11 protein-coding genes and 1 riboswitch are annotated in these 18350 nt (G+C 47.5%); of the genes, 4 read left to right on the top strand and 7 right to left on the bottom strand.

What is annotated here, in order from left to right:
- Nucleotides 1-134: 134 nt before the first annotated feature.
- Nucleotides 135-1112, bottom strand: coding sequence for a polyprenyl synthetase family protein (locus tag J5A66_RS00245; protein ID WP_211790507.1), 978 nt, complete (start codon nt 1110-1112; stop codon nt 135-137).
- An 86-nt stretch (nt 1113-1198) separates the two neighbouring features.
- Here J5A66_RS00245 and polA point away from each other — a divergent pair, with 86 nt between their 5' ends.
- Nucleotides 1199-3961: a DNA polymerase I gene (polA, locus tag J5A66_RS00240; protein WP_211790506.1), complete on the top strand. Its 2763-nt coding sequence runs from the start codon at nt 1199-1201 to the stop codon at nt 3959-3961.
- Between the two features lie 132 nt (nt 3962-4093).
- Here polA and J5A66_RS00235 read toward each other — a convergent pair whose 3' ends face one another.
- Nucleotides 4094-4675 (bottom strand): DUF417 family protein, encoded by a 582-nt coding sequence (locus tag J5A66_RS00235; protein WP_211790505.1) that lies wholly within the window; start codon nt 4673-4675, stop codon nt 4094-4096.
- Nucleotides 4676-5395: 720 nt separating this feature from the next.
- Complete coding sequence (locus tag J5A66_RS00230; protein WP_211790504.1) at nt 5396-9604, bottom strand: BNR-repeat neuraminidase N-terminal domain-containing protein; 4209 nt, start codon at nt 9602-9604, stop codon at nt 5396-5398.
- A 106-nt stretch (nt 9605-9710) separates the two neighbouring features.
- A riboswitch (cobalamin riboswitch) is annotated at nt 9711-9898 on the bottom strand.
- Between the two features lie 597 nt (nt 9899-10495).
- Here J5A66_RS00230 and J5A66_RS00225 point away from each other — a divergent pair.
- The 3 genes from J5A66_RS00225 (at nt 10496) to rd (ending at nt 12491) form a co-directional block, all read left to right on the top strand.
- Entirely contained in the window at nt 10496-11107 is a 612-nt protein-coding gene (locus J5A66_RS00225) for a DUF4254 domain-containing protein (RefSeq protein WP_211790503.1), read from the top strand.
- Nucleotides 11108-11142: 35 nt separating this feature from the next.
- Nucleotides 11143-12195 (top strand): glycosyltransferase family 9 protein, encoded by a 1053-nt coding sequence (locus J5A66_RS00220; protein ID WP_211790502.1) that lies wholly within the window; start codon nt 11143-11145, stop codon nt 12193-12195.
- 131 nt (nt 12196-12326) lie between these two features.
- On the top strand, nt 12327-12491 hold the full coding sequence (gene rd / locus J5A66_RS00215) for a rubredoxin (protein WP_009162454.1): 165 nt from the start codon (nt 12327-12329) through the stop codon (nt 12489-12491).
- Between the two features lie 562 nt (nt 12492-13053).
- Here rd and J5A66_RS00210 read toward each other — a convergent pair.
- The 4 genes from J5A66_RS00210 to lepB form a co-directional block, all read right to left on the bottom strand.
- Nucleotides 13054-15066, bottom strand: a complete 2013-nt coding sequence (locus J5A66_RS00210) for a hypothetical protein (protein ID WP_211790501.1) — start codon at nt 15064-15066, stop codon at nt 13054-13056.
- A 13-nt stretch (nt 15067-15079) separates the two neighbouring features.
- Nucleotides 15080-15712 (bottom strand): non-canonical purine NTP diphosphatase, encoded by a 633-nt coding sequence (locus J5A66_RS00205; RefSeq protein WP_211790500.1) that lies wholly within the window; start codon nt 15710-15712, stop codon nt 15080-15082.
- Between the two features lie 372 nt (nt 15713-16084).
- The gene (locus tag J5A66_RS00200) at nt 16085-16870 is read right to left on the bottom strand and encodes a WbqC family protein (RefSeq protein ID WP_211790499.1); all 786 of its coding nucleotides are present in this window, start codon (nt 16868-16870) and stop codon (nt 16085-16087) included.
- Nucleotides 16857-18302, bottom strand: a complete 1446-nt coding sequence (gene lepB / locus J5A66_RS00195; RefSeq protein ID WP_211790498.1) for a signal peptidase I — start codon at nt 18300-18302, stop codon at nt 16857-16859. Before lepB ends, J5A66_RS00200 begins: the two co-directional genes overlap by 14 nt.
- Nucleotides 18303-18350 lie beyond the last annotated feature (48 nt).

Genomic DNA, 18350 nt, shown 5'->3' with positions numbered 1-18350 from the left:
CGTCAAATCTCTATTGATGGATAGATGTCGAAAAAAGATGATAAGCAGTTTGATCGTCTCTATTTGAGAGGTGATCTATGAAGCATTCTGTTGGAGAAGAATCTAAAAACGGCTCACAAATGTGAGCCGTTTTTCTAATTTTTTCTATCAATAATAAAGTTGACATAAGCCGTAAGGGCGGCTTGAAGGTCGCTATCCCCTACCCTTTTCTCTATAAAGTCGATGGCTAAACGTCGGCATTCCTCCATCCGTTGCTCGGCGTATTCGATGCCACCGTTGGCCTTTGTAAAAGCCACTAATCGAGCAATCTCGGCCGAAGAGACGTTGCGCGCTTTCACTTTGCGAGCCAACGAGAGCATTTCTTCGTCTTTCGTACTGTTCAACGCATAGATGACGGGCAGTGTGAGTTTACCTTCGGCCATGTCGTTGCCCGTGGGTTTACCGATTTCTTTTGAATCGAAATAGTCGAATATATCGTCGCGAATCTGAAAAATGATGCCGATGTTGCGACCAAAAATCCGCGCTTCTTCTATCAGTTGAGTCTCTGCCCCACCCGCTTTGGCCCCAATCACGGCGCAGGATTCGAACAAAGCGGCCGTCTTCTGACGAATCACCTGAAAATAAACTTCCTCAGAAATCCGACTGTTGCTGATGTTGGTGAGTTGAAGAATCTCTCCATTGGAAAGCGTTCGGCCCAGCTCTGCCAGATCGCGAACAATGTCTGAGGCATCTGTCAGGGCCATGTTGAGGAGTGCAGTGGAAAGGATGTAGTCGCCAACAAGCACTGCCACCTTGTTGTTGTAAGAGGCATTGACCGAGGCTTGACCACGGCGTTCGCCGCTTTCGTCCACCACATCGTCGTGAACAAGACTGGCTGTGTGCAGCAATTCCAGTCCTACGGCAGCGTGTTGAGCCACCGAGGTAACGCTGCCAAAGCTCTTGGTTATCAACAAAATGAGGATGGGACGCATGCGTTTCCCGCCTCGGTTGCGGATGTGTTCTAACACCTGGGAGAGCAATCCGTCGTTGTGCGAGAGGGCATTGTTGAAGAAGGAGACAAAGTCTTCAAGCTCTTTGCGTATCGGTTTGTGAATGAGTGACAAATGATCCATGAAGTAAAATTTGACACAAATTTACGGAATAAATCGGTATTTGTCTGCCATTTTTTGTAATTTTACACGATATAATCACATGAATTATGAATCGACTCTTTCTTATCGACGCCTATGCGCTGATCTATCGCGCGTATTACGCCTTCATAAAAAACCCTCGCATCAACTCGAAAGGGCTCAATACGTCAGCCATCATGGGGTTCTGTAACACACTCAACGAGGTTATCACCAAAGAATCGCCTACTTATATGGGCGTGGCTTTCGACCATGGACTCACCTTTCGCAATGAGGTTTTCCCACAATATAAGGCACAACGCGAGGCCACACCCGAGGATATCAAGCGGTCTGTGCCTATTATCAAGCGTATTTTAGAGGCCTATCGCATCCCTGTTCTTCAGGTAGACGGGTTCGAAGCAGACGATGTCATCGGCACATTGGCCCTCAAAGCGGCGGCAGAAGGTGTTGAAACTTATATGCTTACACCGGATAAAGATTATGCTCAGCTCGTTCGCGAGAATGTGTTGATGTACCGTCCACGACATGGCGGAGGGTATGAGATCTTGAAAGAAGAGGATATTAATAAGAAATATGGCCTCCGTTCGCCTCACCAAGTGATAGACCTTCTGGCACTAATGGGCGACTCTGCCGACAATTTTCCTGGCTGTCCGGGTGTTGGAGAGAAAACTGCTTCAAAGCTGATTGCCCAGTTCGGGAGCGTTGAAGAACTGCTTAACAGAACCTCGGAGCTGAAAGGTAAGATGCGCGAAAAGGTGGAAACGGCCGTCGATGACATTAAGATGTCGAAGTTCTTAGCCACCATCCGAACTGATGTTCCTATCGACCTGAATCTCGATCATCTAAAAATAACGGAACCGAACACGGCCGAATTGGAAGAAATCTTTGCCGAACTGGAGTTCAAAAGTTTTGCGAACAGAATCTTAAATAAAAGTGAAAAGAATCAAAAAAACAACCATCAACAACTCTCTCTCTTTGAAGAATCTGCGCACAAGGGTGCAGACACGCCGAAATTCGCAAGCTATCAGACGGTAGAAACAACTCAAACAGATTATCAACTCATTGACAATGAAGATGATATGAGGAAAATCTGTTCGCTTTTCAATACAAAACAAATTCTCAGTTTAGACACAGAGACCACCGATATCAACCCTATCAATGCGGAATTGGTGGGTTTGAGCTTCTCGGTTGAAGAAAAACAAGCTTTCTATGTGCCGATTCCCGCCGAACGAGAAGCGGCTCAAAAAATCGTCAACATCTTCAAACCGATATACGAAAACGAAGACATCGTAAAGGTAGGTCAGAACATCAAGTACGACTTAGAGGTGCTTTCGCATTATGGAGTGCAACTCAAGGGGCAACTTTTCGATACGATGATTGCGCATTATCTTATCCAACCGGAACTTCATCACAACATGGACTACATGGCAGAGGTGTATCTTGGCTATCAAACCATTCACATAGAGCAGCTCATTGGACCAAAGGGTAAGTTGCAAAAGAACATGCGCGACCTCTCGCCCGCTGAGGTTTACGTCTATGCTTGCGAAGATGCCGACATTACTTTACGCCTAAAAAACGTATTGGAACCTCAACTAAAGGAAGCCGAAGTAGAAGAGCTTTTCTACCAAATAGAGATGCCTTTGGTGCCGGTTCTGGCTAAAATGGAGATGAACGGCGTGCGCATCGACACGCAATCGCTCAAAGAGACGTCGGAGATTTTTACCCTTAGGATGCATGATTTGGAACAGAACATCCATCGTTTAGCCGGAAAAGCCTTCAACATCTCTTCGCCAAAACAAGTGGGAGACATTCTTTTCGGCGAAATGAAAATCATCGAAAAGCCCAAGAAAACCAAGACCGGACAGTATGTTACCAGTGAAGAAGTGTTGCAACAGTTGCGCGGAAAACATCCCATCGTTGCCGATATACTCGACTATCGAGCCTTAAAAAAACTGCTGGGAACCTATGTCGACGCGCTGCCTAAGCTCATTAACCCGCGCACTGGACACATTCACACCTCTTTTAATCAGACCGTTACGGCTACAGGTCGCCTCTCTTCGAGCGATCCTAACCTGCAAAATATCCCCGTTCGGGGCGAAGATGGCAAAGAGATTCGCAAGTGTTTTATTCCTGAAGAAGGGTGTGAATTCTTCTCAGCAGACTATAGTCAGATTGAACTTCGTGTGATGGCGCACCTCAGTCAGGACCCAAATATGATGGAAGCCTTTAGAGAAGGTTATGACATTCATGCTGCAACGGCCGCCAAAATCTACGAGAAACCCGTTGAAGAGGTGACCCGCGACGAGCGAAACAAGGCCAAACGCGCCAATTTCGGCATCATTTACGGCATCACCATCTTTGGTTTGGCCGACCGATTGAACATCGACCGCGCCGAAGCCAAACGTCTCATAGACGGCTATTTCGAAATGTTTCCACGTGTTCGGCAGTATATGGAAGAGTGTAAAGAGGCAGCCCGCAAGCACGGCTATGTCGAAACGTTTTTTCATCGCCGCCGTTATCTGCCCGACATCAACAGCAACAACGCCACCGTTCGCGGTTTTGCAGAACGCAATGCCATCAATGCGCCCATTCAAGGGTCGGCTGCCGACATCATCAAAGTAGCGATGGTGCGCATCGATCAACGTTTTCAGCGCGAACAGATTCGCAGCAAAATGATTCTACAAGTGCACGATGAACTCAACTTTAGCGTTCTTCCCGCGGAGCGAGAGCAGGTGCAACGCATCGTAATGGAAGAGATGCAAGCCGCTTATCCCCTGTCTGTTCCCCTTGTAGCAGATGGCGGATGGGGCCAAAATTGGTTGGAAGCACATTGAAATGTACAAAAAAATCACACTTCAAATTCTTTAATCTCCTCTTTTACAGACGCTAAAAGGTGCTGTCGCGGGCGAAATTTCACCCTGCAACAGCACCTTTTTTATTTGCCGATAATCTTGAAAACAAGACGTTTATTCCGTCTTCAACTGTTTGAGAAGCTTGCCGGCCGAACTGGAAAGCAAGGTGATGGCACCGGCCAGAATCACCGTATCCTTCACCACCAGTCTGCCTGCGCCCGAGAGCAAGGGGAAACCGTGCTCCCCACTGCCTAAGTTAGGCACCCAACACTCGGGCGTTGTCACTAAGAACGACAGCGTACCGAGGGTCATCACGATGCAAAGCAACTCGCCAACGATACCGATTTTGGGCGAAAACATACCCAGAAACACCAAGATTCCGATACTCATAATCAGACAACCCAGACCATAGGAAAAGACGTACGTACGATTTTCCTCATGCCACTGGCGTTTTTCCAAGTTCAGTTCGCCCTCTTTGAGCTTATATTCTTTGTATTCCGGAGCCTTCTTTTCATAGAAGAAGCTCATAAACGGACTGTTTGCCACGAACGGAACAATACCTTCAGCCTCATAATGGGCGAATTTCAAACCGCCAATCCACACAAAAACAATGAGAATGGCCACACGAATCAGGTTCAGACCAACGTTTTTCAGACCGGCTGCAAACGTCAGAAAAGCTACGATTTTATCTTTCATCTTTCTTTAATTGTTTGTAAAATGCCCTGCAAAGGGCTCATAAAAACTCTATTTGTCTCTCTTTGCAAGCCCCTACCCCGCTGCATTCACCGCCTTTTCGACGGCACAACAAATGAAACAAGTGCTCGTTTGAGAGCTGCAAAGATAGCATATCCAGATAGAAATTCGACCTTTCCTATTTGTAAAAAACATGAAATCAAGGGGAAGGAAAGAAAGATTTGATACAGCTCAATCGGATTTTTCATTCTGGAGAATCAGCATTTCTCCGTTCCGAAAATCCATTTCCGTCCTACCTCTCTCATTTTCCATTTTGCAAAAGCTAAGAAAACAACCTGCAAAAACTAAGAAAATACAAGCCAAAAGCTAAGAAAATGCAAGCCAAAAGCTAAGAAAATGCAAGCCAAAAGCTAAGAAAATGCAAGCCAAAAGCTAAGAAAATGCAAGCCAAAAGCTAAGAAAACGCAAGGCGAAAGCTAAGAGATGAGAAAACAAAAAGAAAAGGAAGGCTTTAGAAAAGGAGCATCAGCACCTATAAAACATTGTAATATAAGATGTTACATGCTCCCTACCCTATCTATCAAAAATACGCGTACATTTGCAAAGAAACGAATTTTCGGCTGCCAACACGCGCGTATTCGGAAGTTTAGAACAGCGATTTTAAAATCGCCCCAAGCCTTTTGCTATCAAAAGACTTGGGGCGAAAGAAAGGAAAAGCAGATTTTATAGACAAATAGTAAGGGTCTTTGTGCCCGCCACAGAAGATAGTTTCACCACGTAAACCCCGTTCGGCAGTTCGGGAACCACCCATCTGGAGGCACCGTTTTCTATCCTCCCAGCCTCCACCAGCATACCTGTCGGCGTGTAGATCTGTACCCTGGCATCAGCTTCTTCCGAGGTGATAACGAGGTTTTTACCCTCTACACCCACCTTGAAACCACCCTCACGAATGGCAGAAGCACCGATAGCAGTGGCCGAAGGATGGGCCACTTGCTCATAAGCTCCTATCATGGGACGAGTGATATTGCGTGCAGCACCCGTCACATCAGTGGTTACGTCTGCCAAAGGCTGTCCGTTGCGCAGCACACCTTCCTCTTTGGGCTGCAAGAGAGCATCGTCTGCAAAGACAATCCGCGTGTTGCGACTGTATCGTTCGCCCGAAGCCCGCATCCAGTCGGTCAGGTTTTTATAGGCCACATTTGCCTCGGCCAACGTTGTTCCGGTAGTAAAGATATTGTTGTGCGAGGATTTGAACGTCGACAGATAGTCGGATTTATTGAAGCGATACACTACTCCGCCGCCTTCGTTCTGCAGCAAATTATTGGCGAAGACCACGTCCTGACCCATCTTTCCAATAACCGAGAGAACGCTGTTGCCCGGCTTTCCGGTGAGACAGAGCGTGTTATGAGCTACGAGAAGCCGACTTCCTTCCTTGAAAAGCAGCAGAGAAGTGCCGTCGGTAGTCGTCTCGTCAACGCTCACAACGTTGTTCACAAGTGTTGCTTGCGAATCTTTTTCACCATTGATATTGCGCACATAGATGGCCGAAGAATAGTTTTTCGTGGCCAGTCGGATGGTGTTTCGTTCCACCTTCACCGCTCCCTCGGCATCGATGTCGATAGCATTGAAATCGTTTCGGGTGGTAGTAGTGTTTTCAATACGGTTTCCCAGCAGTTGCACATCTCTCTCTCGAGCCACATAAATAGCCTTTGTGCCCTGCTCGCGAAAGACGTTTTGCTCCAATTTACCACCCTGTTGCTTAGGCAAAGCCACAAAACCAGTGCCTCCAAGGCGCACTCCGATGTAGCCGCCTTCAAGCAAAGAACTTCGCAAAAGGAAGTTATCGTTGTTGTGATAGGCCGTATTGGGCGCATACATGTTGATGAGATTGATTTTGGTTTGGAAGTTGTTGGTTTGACTGCAATGGATATAACAGCCATCGATGGTTACGTTTCGGCTCATATTTCGCAGATGCACCACCGAGGGATAAGCCAAATTTTGTGTGGTCACCTCTACTCCTTTGAGGGTGGTATAGTCGGCTCCGTCGAAAGTAAAGACGCCTATCTCCTTCGCCATTTGGTCGGACGAGTAGCCCGGTTTCACGTATTGGTCGTGATAAATCTTTACGTCTTTGTAATTGCCCGACGAGGAAGTGATGGTCAATGTGTTGATTTTCGACATGCCGGGAATCTGCGGAACCAACACCCTTTCGTTGTATTCGCCCTTTGCGATGCGGATGGTGGTAGGTCCGTCGATACCCTCTTTCAGCGCATCTACAGCCGATTGGATCGTGTGATATTGAGCACTTGCCCCTACATCGAGCGTTCCGCTCATGCCTGCTTTCACCGTTGCAAGAGCTGTAACGGTAGAGGCAGGTGTGTGAGAAGTCGCCTCTGCCACAACAGAAGTCAGCGAAGCCTCGACGCTTTGGCCCGGTGTGGCCGTCGAAGAGAGGTCGTAGGAGAGCCAGAAATAGTAGGTTCCCTCACCGGTCACAGTGTAATGGCCCGTAAAAGGAGAAGCCGTTGTGGTGTTTTCATCAAAGAGATGTGCTGTGGAAAAGCTGCTGATGGTGTCTGTCGCATAGACTTTTGAAGCCGTAACAATGCCGTTTGTTGTTTGATGGAAGCGCAATTGCGAGATAGAAAGCGAACCTTTCTCGCCTGCTACCTCCACTTCTACACGCAACATCGGTACATCCGTTTGTCCCTTCAGCACTTTTTCAGGGGCAACAGACACAGCTTTCACCGAGGCAACAGAGAGCGGTTGCGGCTGCACGGCGGTCACTTCAAGGGCAAATCCGTTTGAAACGGCATATTTCCCGGTGGTATAATTCAAGGTAATGCGTCCGTCTTCAGCCTTAGAAATCAGTCTGTCCAGCTTATCTTTTCTATCAAAAACAGCATCGGCAACGGCCTTTTTGTTGCCTCCATGATAAAGAGAGAGTTTGTCTGCAGCGGTCAACCCCCACTCCACTGTACGTAGTTTGATGGAATATCCGGTCTCTTTCGGTGCGAAAGTAATCGTTCCATCGAAGTTTTTCGACTCCTTTCCGTCTTTCCCTCCATCGTCGTAGAGCATCAATCGGGTGTTCTTACCGATAAAGATCGTTCCGTTTTCACCTTTCGCTAAGTTACGAACGTTTTGCACTTCTCGTTCTCCGGCCGGGTCTCCATTGGTCACAGCATGAGTTGTCTCGTTGATATTCACCGCCGTTAGGGCCGCATCGATGATGTTTCCGGCCTGTGCTTCGTCGTCTACATCTACACAGATGCGCAACCAGTTGTGTCCTTCTGCCAGTTCGAAAGCTACAGGCAGAACCATGTTCAGTTTGTTTGTCAGGTTGGTTTTGGATATGTTGACCAATGGGATGGCCGTCTTTCCGAGCACTTCTCCTGCCTCTTTAAGAGCGTAGATGCTAACCGACGAAAGGTGTGAGACCGCATTTTTCAAATCTATCGACAAGCCCTTGAGCGCGAGTGGCGAGAGATTGCCGTTTGTTTCTATATCTACGTCGAGCAAAGATTGGGCCGTCGCACCCGAAACAAGCGTCTCTGTAGAGGCCTGAAGGGTAGAAACAGAGGTTAGCATCATGGCCTGTGGCAGATATTCGCTCACTGTTGCAATGAAGCCCTCTGCCGTATAATGACTGTCTTTAGGGTTGAACACCACGGTGATAGCCCCATCCGGCGATGCCGAACGCAAGCGTTTGCCCGGTCCTTTGGCTTTATCGGCCGTCGAAGTCAGCTCCCACAGTTTCTTACCTGTTGTTCCTTGTCCTTCATAAACCACGAATTTCGCTCTGACACCATAGCCATTGTTGGCCGAATAATAAAGGTCGAACTTTGAAAAGTCGATTTGCACGACGCGTCCAGCATGCAAAGGCACGAAAGTAACGATGCGGTCGGTGTTTCCTCCCTCGTATTTGGAACCGTATTTCGAGATTTCCGACCGAAACATCAGTTGTTCGTTCACCTTTCTCAGTTGGGTTCCTTCAAGGGCAACAATCGTGTTTTCCACCTTGCGATGCCCTTCCGGATTACCGTTTGTCGACGAATAAGCATTTCCAGAGAGCGTTACACGCATGAGAGAAGCATCTATCGTCTGTCCGTTTTCGGCCTCATCGGCCAGAGTATAGGCCAACCAGAAGTGGTTATCGCCTTCTTTCAACACGACAGGAGAGGTGGGAATCATTTCGAATTCGTCGGCCGTTACCATTGCTTCGGCCACCTTTCCCGTTGTCGAAAACTTGTTTGCAGCATCAGAACGGTAGAGTGTGGCCGACGATATCTGCCTATGAGTGCCGTTGGTCTGAAAAACAAACTTTTGAGCAACGAGTGCAGGCTCGGTGTTAAGGGTTTTGATGTTGACAGAAAGGATAGGTTCGTCTCTGTTGCCTGCTGCTACTGTGCCCGCTGTCAACTGCTTTACATCGATGGAAGAGACGGACATGGGCTGCGGAACAAATTGAGTAACGACGGCTTCAAAGCCTTCGGAGGTAAACGAAGTGGTGCTTCCGAACACCACAGTAAGGGCTCCATCCTGTGCTGATGAGCGGATGATGGGTGTTGTCCCCTTTCTGACGGTGGTCAAGAGCTGAGCACCGGTCACCTCAGAGCCGTTATAAACTTTGATATATTGCGAGTGTAAAGTTCCCTCGAAGATGTCTACCTTCTTGAAATCGATCATTACTTTCTTTCCCGAAGTAGTGGGAACGAAGGTCACCTTACCCTCTTTTCCGTCTTGAAACACTGCCGATGTCTTACCCGAAGGTCCGCCATCGTCGTAGAAACGGATGCTTTCATCGCCCACATGGATGGTTTGTGGTGTGAGCGAAATACGCACTTCTTGTGTTTCTGCCTGCATCTGAAGCGATAGAATCCATGCCGACAGCACAAGACAAAGCCTGAAAAAGCTGTTGTTTGTCTTCATAAACATTTTTTTATTGATAAGAAAACGCACACGCACCTGTGTGCGATGTGTTGAAATAATGCCACGAGTGGAGATACCATTGCATTTCAACCTAACCCAAGAGGCCTACGAAATGCAGTGCAACGGCAGGTCTTCTGACTTGTTGTCAGGCCATCAACACCTTCCCGAGTTTTCTCTCAGTGGTTTTTGTTGATGCCGACAAGGACAACTTACAGCAGCCGGACTGTCCGGGATTTGCACCCGATTCCCTTTTCATCGCCCATCTCGGGGCGAACCTGTTGCGGCTGCAAAGGTAACAAAAAAAGCGGAATTGATGATTTTAAAATAGATCAACTCCAGTGGAGCTGTTTTCTTTCTGTGTGTCGCAAACAGGGTAGACGCACTTTATTGATTCAACCTGCTCTACCAACAGACCACTCCTACAGAGCTGCTGATTAGTAAGAATTGATTTACTACTCCCCTCCTTTACTTCTTACTACTTCTCTCCTTACTTCTTACTACTTCTCTCCTTACTTCTTACTACTTCTCTCCTTACTTCTTACTACTTCTCTCCTTACTTCTTATTCTCTTAGTTTTTGGCATGCATTTTCTTAGCTTTTGCATGTCGTTTTCTTAGCTTTCGCCATGTGTTTTCTTAGCTTTTGCAAAATGGTCTTTCCAACTCCTGTAAACAAAGGCTTTTCGATGCAAAAACAAAAGTAGGAAAAAGTCAGCCGAAAAACGATCATAGATTTCATCTATAAAGGATAAGAAAATATTCATATACATTCGTTGGGAGATTCAAATAAATGGCATATCTTTGCAAAAATCAGGCTGTGCTCGGACTTATGTCAACCAGTTGACAAAGCCCTTGCTGGCACTGCTTTCTATAAACGATAAAATACAAAAACAATGTCTTTTACCAAACATTGCAATGAGATCTTCAATCAGGCCATCAGAGACTATCATATCAAAGACGATATCGATACGCCCATCAACAATCCTTATAAAAGGGAGACGATAGAAAACCGCCTGTATTTGAAGTGTTGGATAGATACGGTGCAATGGCACTTTGAAGATATCATCCGAGATCCGCATATCGACCCGGTGGAAGCACTGAGCCTGAAGCGAAGAATCGACCGTTCGAACCAAGATCGCACCGACCTCGTGGAACAAATCGACAGTTATTTTCGACAGAAATACAATGACGTGGAGGTGAAAGCTGATGCCCGAATCAACACCGAGAGCCCTGCCTGGGCCATAGACAGGCTTTCTATCCTGGCATTGAAGATTTATCACATGCAGGAACAGGTGGAAAGAAAAGACGTAGACAGCGAACATCACAACCGATGCGAGGCCAAACTCCATGTTCTCCTTGAACAACAGGTAGACCTAAGCACGGCCATCGATCAGCTGCTGGAGGACATTGAGCAGGGAAACAAATATATGAAGGTGTACAAACAAATGAAGATGTACAACGACCCGTCTACCAATCCCGTGCTCTACGGTAAAGGCGAGAAGTAGAAAAATCCCCTCCCCGTAACACATATCCCAACAGAGTGAAGAGAGAACACATCCTCATCATCCGCTTCTCAGCCATGGGAGACATCGCCATGACTGTGCCTGTGGTGTATGCCTTGGCCCAAAAATATCCTCATATTCGCATCACTTTTCTGAGCAGACCTTTTGCAAGACCCTTCTTCGAAGGGCTGGCACCTAACGTGAGCTTTATGTCGGCCGACATAAAAGGGGAATATCGCGGACTATCAGGCCTCAATTCACTCTACCGACGCATCGTAGCGAAGAACTTTACGGCCGTGGCCGACTTGCACGATGTGCTGAGATCGAGCTATCTCAGACTGCGTTTCAACCTGGCTAATTATCGGGTTGAACACATCGACAAACATCGTTCAGAACGCAGAAAATTAGTGGCACAGAAGGAAAAGAGGCTCGTTCAGCTCTCCACAGCTTTCGAAAACTATGCCCAGGTGTTTGCTCGATTGGGCTATCCTGTGGAACCTTGCTTCCTGTCTATCTTCCCTCCGACGGGCGGAAACTTACGATTGCTGCCGCCTGAGATAGGTGAGAAAAAGGCGTTTCAGGAGTGGATCGGCGTGGCTCCCTTTGCTGCACACCCACAAAAAGTATATCCCATAGAACAACTGGAAAGAGTTGTCGACCTGCTTACGAAGCGTCATCCCTCGTGTAGGGTGTTTTTCTTCGGCAAAGGAGCTACAGAAGAACCGGTCATCAACGGCATCGTGGAGCGTCATCAGCGATGTATCAATGCTTCGGCGTTGCTTGGTTCGCTCAAAGAAGAACTCATCTTGATGAGTCATCTCGACGTCATGGTGAGCATGGACAGTGCCAATATGCACTTCGCCTCTCTTACTCATACGCCCGTTGTCAGCATTTGGGGAGCTACACACCCCTTCGCCGGCTTCATGGGATGGGGTCAAGACGCAGCCAATGCTGTGCAAATTCCACTCGATTGCAGACCTTGTAGCATCTTTGGAAACCGTCCTTGCCTACGCGGAGACCTGGCTTGCATGAATCATATCTCACCCGAAAGGGTGTACGAGCAGGTGGAAAAGGTGCTCAATAAGAAATAAAGACTTCCCAAAAAAGAGACGAAAGCCTATCTATAACAGGCAAAAAGATCCCTATGGAAGGAAAGAAAAGATCAGAATAAGAGATAAAAGTTTTTCAATTTTAAGTATCAACATTTTTAAAACAAAAAATTATGAAGAAGTATTTGTGCGAAACTTGTGGCTATATTTACGACCCAGCAGTAGGCGATCCCGATGGTGGCATCGCTCCAGGAACGGCTTTTGAAGATATTCCCGATGATTGGGTGTGTCCCATTTGTGGAGTAGGAAAAGACGATTTCTCTGTTGTAGAAGAGTAAAAACCACTGTTAAGAAAGAATGCCGAGCAAGTTTTTGCCCGGCATTTTTTATGCTTTCTTCTTTCCAATTGTTCATTGTCTATTCTCCATTCCCCGTTTTCAGTCTGTCGAGAACTATATCATTATCTTCTTATCTTTTATTTTTAGAGAAAGAAAAAGATGATGGTGATGATATGAACTGGATAAGTTGATAACTTTCTTGCTTTTCTTTTGGTGGTTTGTTTATCAACATTTCAAGTGCGTTATCCACAAATTTTCAATTTGCTTTTATGCTGATTATAAGCCGAATAGACCACTTATGCACAGCAGAAACATAGAAAGGGAATATGAAATAAGTGGATGATCTTTGCGAATCGGAATCGGTTGAGAACCTGTTTATTCAGTCTTGATAAATTGAGAAATATCCACATGCTTCTTGTGTTCTTTGTGAAGGTGTGGAAATCGGCTGTGTTATCCACCATTTATTCACAGTCTTTTCCACACCTTTTGCGGATGATCCACTTTCTTTTCCACCGTTTTCGGTCTGCATAAAAAGAGAAAAGGTAGGATGGAGTGAGGGAGATCAGTTGACGATAGCCACCTTGCAGACAACGCCTTTGCTACCTTCTGCGGTGGCTTCGAGCACCATATACACACCGCTTGCCACACGTTTGCCGCTCATATCGGTTCCATCCCAGGTGAAAAGACCGCCGTTGCTGCGGCCCTCTTTCACCAAAACACCGTTGGAAGTAGTGATTTTGATGTGCGCATTATAAGTAAGTCCGGTAATATGGATCAGACCTGAATAGTCGGGAGGCACGGGATTGGGATAAGCATAAACGTCTCTTTCGCTACCGTTGCTGGCCGTTGTGGCATCGCCGGCATAAGAACAAAGACCTTTTTCGGTGGCAAAAAACACCTCACCGGTGCGATTATCAATAGCGATATTCAAGATAGTGTTATCGATGAGCTGACTGTTTTCGGCTTTAAAATGGTGAATCTGCGTCATGTTATCGGCTCCGATGAGATAAGCTCCATCGCTTTCCGTTCCCAACCACTTACGATTAGCTCCATCTATGGCCACCGATTTGATGCCCACCTCGTTGAGAAGATAGTCTGCACTGTTGGTTCCGTCGTTGCGTGGAATCTTGAATTGTGTAAAAACATCTGCCGGTTGGCCGTTTTTCACGGGGAGATAGAGCGGTGCAACATCTGTTCCCACCCACAGATGACCTTCTAAATCCTCGGCAACACAAGTGATATGACGCACCTCTAACTTATTTCCATCCTGATTATAGAAGGCAGAATAAACCTTGATTTCATCCGTAGCGGGGCGATAACAAACCAAAGCAGGCCGTTTCCAATGAGCGTTGCAAAACCAAATCCAGCCTCTACTGTCTGTCATCATCTGCGTCATGTTGTGCAGACTCAGGCCCTCGTTCATCAGTTCGCTCTTATGATGGTTCTGCATCGTGCCATGATGAGGGATAGAAAGGAGCGATCGGTCTCGTGTTTGACTGTTGGCCAGCCATAGATTTCCTGCCGCATCGAAAGCCATTGCATTGACAATGACATAGTTGTTATTCAATTCTTTCCCCCTGTCGATGGCCGGTTTGAGCAGCGAATTGTCTTTATTATAGAACGATTTCAGTTTTCCGTCTTGAAATTCATACAGTCCCGGACGTCCGCCCACGAAGACATGATGAGCATCTTTCGGGTCGACGGCCAGACAATTGATGTCCTTAAAGTCATAACCTGTGGTGTTTTCGACATCCTCTTGGTAGAGTGTCCACTCGCCGTTTTCCAACACTTGCACCGCACCGGGATAGCCCATCTGTACGCCACCCGAAGCATACGCACCACCAACGCTGTAGAGTCTGCCAGCACTGTGTTTAAGATAATAGAAGTGATTGTACTTAGGACCGCCTGGATGAGCCTTCGAAGCCTCGGCCTTCAGTGCGGCATCGGGTTGCAGATGCGGGTTAGGCGTGAAACTTCCCACCCTTGTCCAACTGCTTTTATCAGCCAAATGTGCCGTGAGAGGAGCCGAATATTTCCCTCTATCGGCCGATTCGGCATAGAGAAAGCCCCCTTCGATGTGCGTCCAATCCACTCGAAAGTCCAATTGATAGGTGTCGCTAACCTCGCCTTTCTTCACATTCAGTTTCACAATACCGAAGCCTGTAGAGAGATAAGCATCTGTGCCGGCGATGTAAATGGCATAAATAGTTTTATCGGCCAACATGTTTTTGCGGTGATAGTCAGACAGATTGGTTACCTCACCGTTAGGTTTGAGCAAATCGATATTTTGATTTTGATAGGCCACCACCAGTGTTTTTGCCGCTTGACACCAAGCAATGTGTGCAATTTTCACGTCGCTCAGTCCGTTGGTTTTATCGAACGTCTGCACGCTTTGGTCGTTGGTGTTGTAGGCATACAGCCCTTCCGAGGCCAGCACATACAGCGTATGACCTGCCTTTTCCACCTCAGTGATGTCGCTGTAGGCCGCAAACACTTTCCATCTCCCTGTCTGTGCAATCGTATGAGGCACGAAGAACAACAGGGAAAATAGGGTATAGACAATGAATTTTCTCATATACGAATCATTTTCAACTTGTTTTTTTTAACCACTCTGCCAACTTTTGCACCGCTCTGGCACGGTGAGAAATGCGGTTTTTTACCTCCATTCCCAGTTCGGCAAAGCTTTTTTCAAAACCCTCGGGAATAAAAACAGGGTCGTATCCGAAGCCCTCGTTGCCAGATTTTTCTCGGGCAATGCGTCCGTCGACGATACCTTCGAAGAGCAAATGCGAATTGTTTTCAATCCCCCTTTGAGAGTCTTTGTTGGCGATATGGGTCAGTAGGGTAGGGGCGATGAGAGCAATGACGGTTCTGAATCGCGCCCTCCGGTTATCCTTGTCTGCCAGTTTGTGCAACAGTTTGTGCATATTGGCCTCGCTGTCATGTCCGTTTCCACCGGCATAACGAGCACTATACACGCCCGGTTCTCCCCCCAGCGCCTCCACTTCCAGGCCCGTGTCGTCGGCAAAACAGTCTAAGCCATAGTGTTTCTCAACGAATTGAGCTTTGATGAGTGCGTTTTCTTCCAGCGTGTTGCCCGTTTCTGGGATGTCCGTCTCACAGCCAATATCTGCGAGCGACAAGATTTCGAACTCCGGTTGCAATATTTCGCGAATCTCTTTCAGTTTATGAAGGTTGTTGGTTGCAAAGACAAGTTTCATGTTTTTTGATTTCAAAGATACAAACTTTTTTCAAATATCGACAGTTATGATAACGAATTCGTGCCCGTTTCCTCCTCTTTACTCCTTCCTACTTTTCCCCTTACTTCTTTCTATCTCCCTCCTTACTCCTCCATCTATTAGCTTTTGCAATTCAAAAGCTAAGAAAACGGCACGCAAAAGCTAAGAAAATGCGAGGCAAAAGCTAAACTTTTGCAAAGAGGTTGGATAAAGACTTGTTGCTCAATGGCTTACAAAGGCAAGTAAGGAGAGAAGTAGGAAGGAGTAAGAGAGGGAAGAATTTTCCGTAGAGAGTGGAAAAACGAATGCAAAGAGCGGAGATGTAGGAGTGATGCGGATAGTGATATGGCGGGATTACAGATAGAAAATGGCTTCGTTACCCATATTAAATAAAAGGTCGAGGATGCTGAGATTGGGTAGAAAACCATGTTTCTGGGCGAACACCTGGTAGTAGTCACGAGGTGAAAAATCGGCATCGGGCAGAGCGTTTTTGGGCGAGATGGTGTTGCGAAAATCAATGAAGGAAGACTCGCAACGGAGGTGTGAAGACGCAGCAGAAGGATTTTCTAAAAAAGACCCCTGCTCTTTGCATGCCGAAAAGGCAGAAGGGGATGTTGTGAAGGTTGAATATCCATCTGCTGCCGGCAGATATTCTTGTGTGAGAAGAAGGGTGGGTTGGATGTCGAGCAGAGTGCAAAGCGTGTGCGTCGTCTCGAGGTTGAAGTCGAAAAGCCATTCCCAGCGACGGGTGAAAAAAGGGCGGATGTCGTCGGCATAATACTCGAAAAAAGGACTTTCGCTATAGGCCGACACGATGGCTTGCCAATGAATGTGCCGCCAGTTGCCGTGATTGCTGATGCGAATGTCCTTCATGGCCGAGTGCGTGGCCGAACTTCCGGCGGTGCGTTCCACCGGGATGCTGAGCGAAAGAGGCCCGTTGGTCGAGGCGATGACGCAGCGGTTGCGGTAGGTTTGCTTAACGAAATGTTCGCATCCGTCGATGAAGCAGGTGCTGTATCGGTAAAGCTTCTGATACCATTGCAGCGGTCCGAAGTAGGTAGAAGCCAGCACGCAGCCGCCGACAGACCCCTCCGACTGCTCGGAGAAGGAGAGATGGGACGACGAACTATTTAATTCCATCCACGCAGGTAAAGAGTCGACGCCACCGAATGCCGCTGAATCCGGGATGGTCTACATCGTGCGACCACCAGATAAAGATAGGTTTGCCCACGATATGGTCTTCCGGCACAAAGCCCCAGTAACGAGAATCGGCCGAGTTATGCCGGTTGTCGCCCATCATCCAGTAGTAGTCCATCTTGAAAGTATAGCTTGTGGCGGGCCGTCCGTTGAGGAAGATGCGGCCGTTTCGCACCTCAAGGTCGTTGCCTTCGTACACTTTGATGGCGCGTTCGTAGATGGGCAGGTTGGCTAAAGTCAGCTTCAAGGTAGCCCCTTTCTTGGGAATCCACACCGGTCCGTAGTTGTCTCGCGTCCAACCCGTCCAGGCATTCAGCGGATAAAGGTCGCCGGTGGGTGCATGCGTGTTCAGTTTGACGCTCGCCACAATGTCCTTTCGGGCCGCCAAAGCCTTAGCCGCTGCCGCCGTAAGAGGCATAACGCCACTCTGGTTGAGGCTTGTGAGATCTTCGGTAGAGATGCCCAACTGGGTCATTACGTCCTCGGGCAGCGAGTTTTTTAGCTTCACCTCATAGGTGTATTGCACGTTGTCGGGCTCTTTGTTGGGCTTTCCGTCGAGATAAACGATGCGGTTCTTGATTTGAAGCGTCTGTCCGGGCAGTCCCACACATCGTTTAACGTAGTTCTCTCGACGGTCGGTGGGACGCGAAATGATGTCGCCATACTCGTTGGGATTCGAGAGAATATAAGCCCTTCCCAGGTTGTATAGCTGCTGATAATAGCCCCTTTGTTGTCCGGGTGAGAGTTTCGAGGCATCCACAGAGGGGTGAGTTTGTTCATAAAGCTGCTGACCGAAGGAATAGACCATCTGATAATAGTCGGCCGAAGCCCAGCGTTCCTCGTTGACAAGGGTATCTCCTGCCGGGTAATTAAAGACGACGATGTCGTTGAGTTGCACGTTTCCGAGGCCTTTTACACGGCGATAGTCCCAGTGAGGAACATCGATATACGACTTGATGTTGAGCAATGGAAGTGTGTGTTGGGTCAAAGGCATCGTCAAAGGTGTTTGAGGAATGCGCGGACCATAGCTCACTTTGCTCACAAAAAGATAGTCGCCGGTGAGCAGACTCTTCTCTAACGAACTGGAGGGGATGACGAAGTTCTGAAAGAAAAACAAGTTGATGAAATAGACCGCTACGAGAGCGAAAACCAAAGCATCCACCCAGCTCATGACGATGCGGGTGAACCGCTCGGAGTCTTCCCACCATTTCCAGCGTATTTTCTTGGAGATGTAGGCGTCGTAGATGAAGGGCAGCACGAGCAGTCCCCACCAACTCTTCACCCACAAGAGGAAAAGTAGGTAGAGAAGCGAGACTAAGAGGAATTTGGCCCATTGTATGTTGGGATTCGAGGTGGGTTTCTTTCGGTCGATCATCAGTGTCTTTTATTTGAGGGTTAGAGAGTAAAACCTGGTCATAGAGGG

Origin of the sequence: Prevotella sp. oral taxon 475, assembly GCF_018127805.1 — a bacterium.
Taxonomy (GTDB): Bacteria; Bacteroidota; Bacteroidia; order Bacteroidales; family Bacteroidaceae; genus Prevotella.
The sequence above is the reverse complement of the archived record's forward strand: the minus strand, read 5'-3'. Positions and strand labels throughout refer to the sequence as shown.

Coding starts and splice junctions, on each gene's coding strand:
- J5A66_RS00245 (WP_211790507.1), bottom strand. CDS start 1,112: ATGGATCATTTGTCACTCATTCACAAACCGATACGCAAAGAGCTTGAA.
- polA (WP_211790506.1), top strand. CDS start 1,199: ATGAATCGACTCTTTCTTATCGACGCCTATGCGCTGATCTATCGCGCG.
- J5A66_RS00235 (WP_211790505.1), bottom strand. CDS start 4,675: ATGAAAGATAAAATCGTAGCTTTTCTGACGTTTGCAGCCGGTCTGAAA.
- J5A66_RS00230 (WP_211790504.1), bottom strand. CDS start 9,604: ATGAAGACAAACAACAGCTTTTTCAGGCTTTGTCTTGTGCTGTCGGCA.
- J5A66_RS00225 (WP_211790503.1), top strand. CDS start 10,496: ATGTCTTTTACCAAACATTGCAATGAGATCTTCAATCAGGCCATCAGA.
- rd (WP_009162454.1), top strand. CDS start 12,327: ATGAAGAAGTATTTGTGCGAAACTTGTGGCTATATTTACGACCCAGCA.
- J5A66_RS00210 (WP_211790501.1), bottom strand. CDS start 15,066: ATGAGAAAATTCATTGTCTATACCCTATTTTCCCTGTTGTTCTTCGTG.
- J5A66_RS00205 (WP_211790500.1), bottom strand. CDS start 15,712: ATGAAACTTGTCTTTGCAACCAACAACCTTCATAAACTGAAAGAGATT.
- J5A66_RS00200 (WP_211790499.1), bottom strand. CDS start 16,870: ATGGAATTAAATAGTTCGTCGTCCCATCTCTCCTTCTCCGAGCAGTCG.
- lepB (WP_211790498.1), bottom strand. CDS start 18,302: ATGATCGACCGAAAGAAACCCACCTCGAATCCCAACATACAATGGGCC.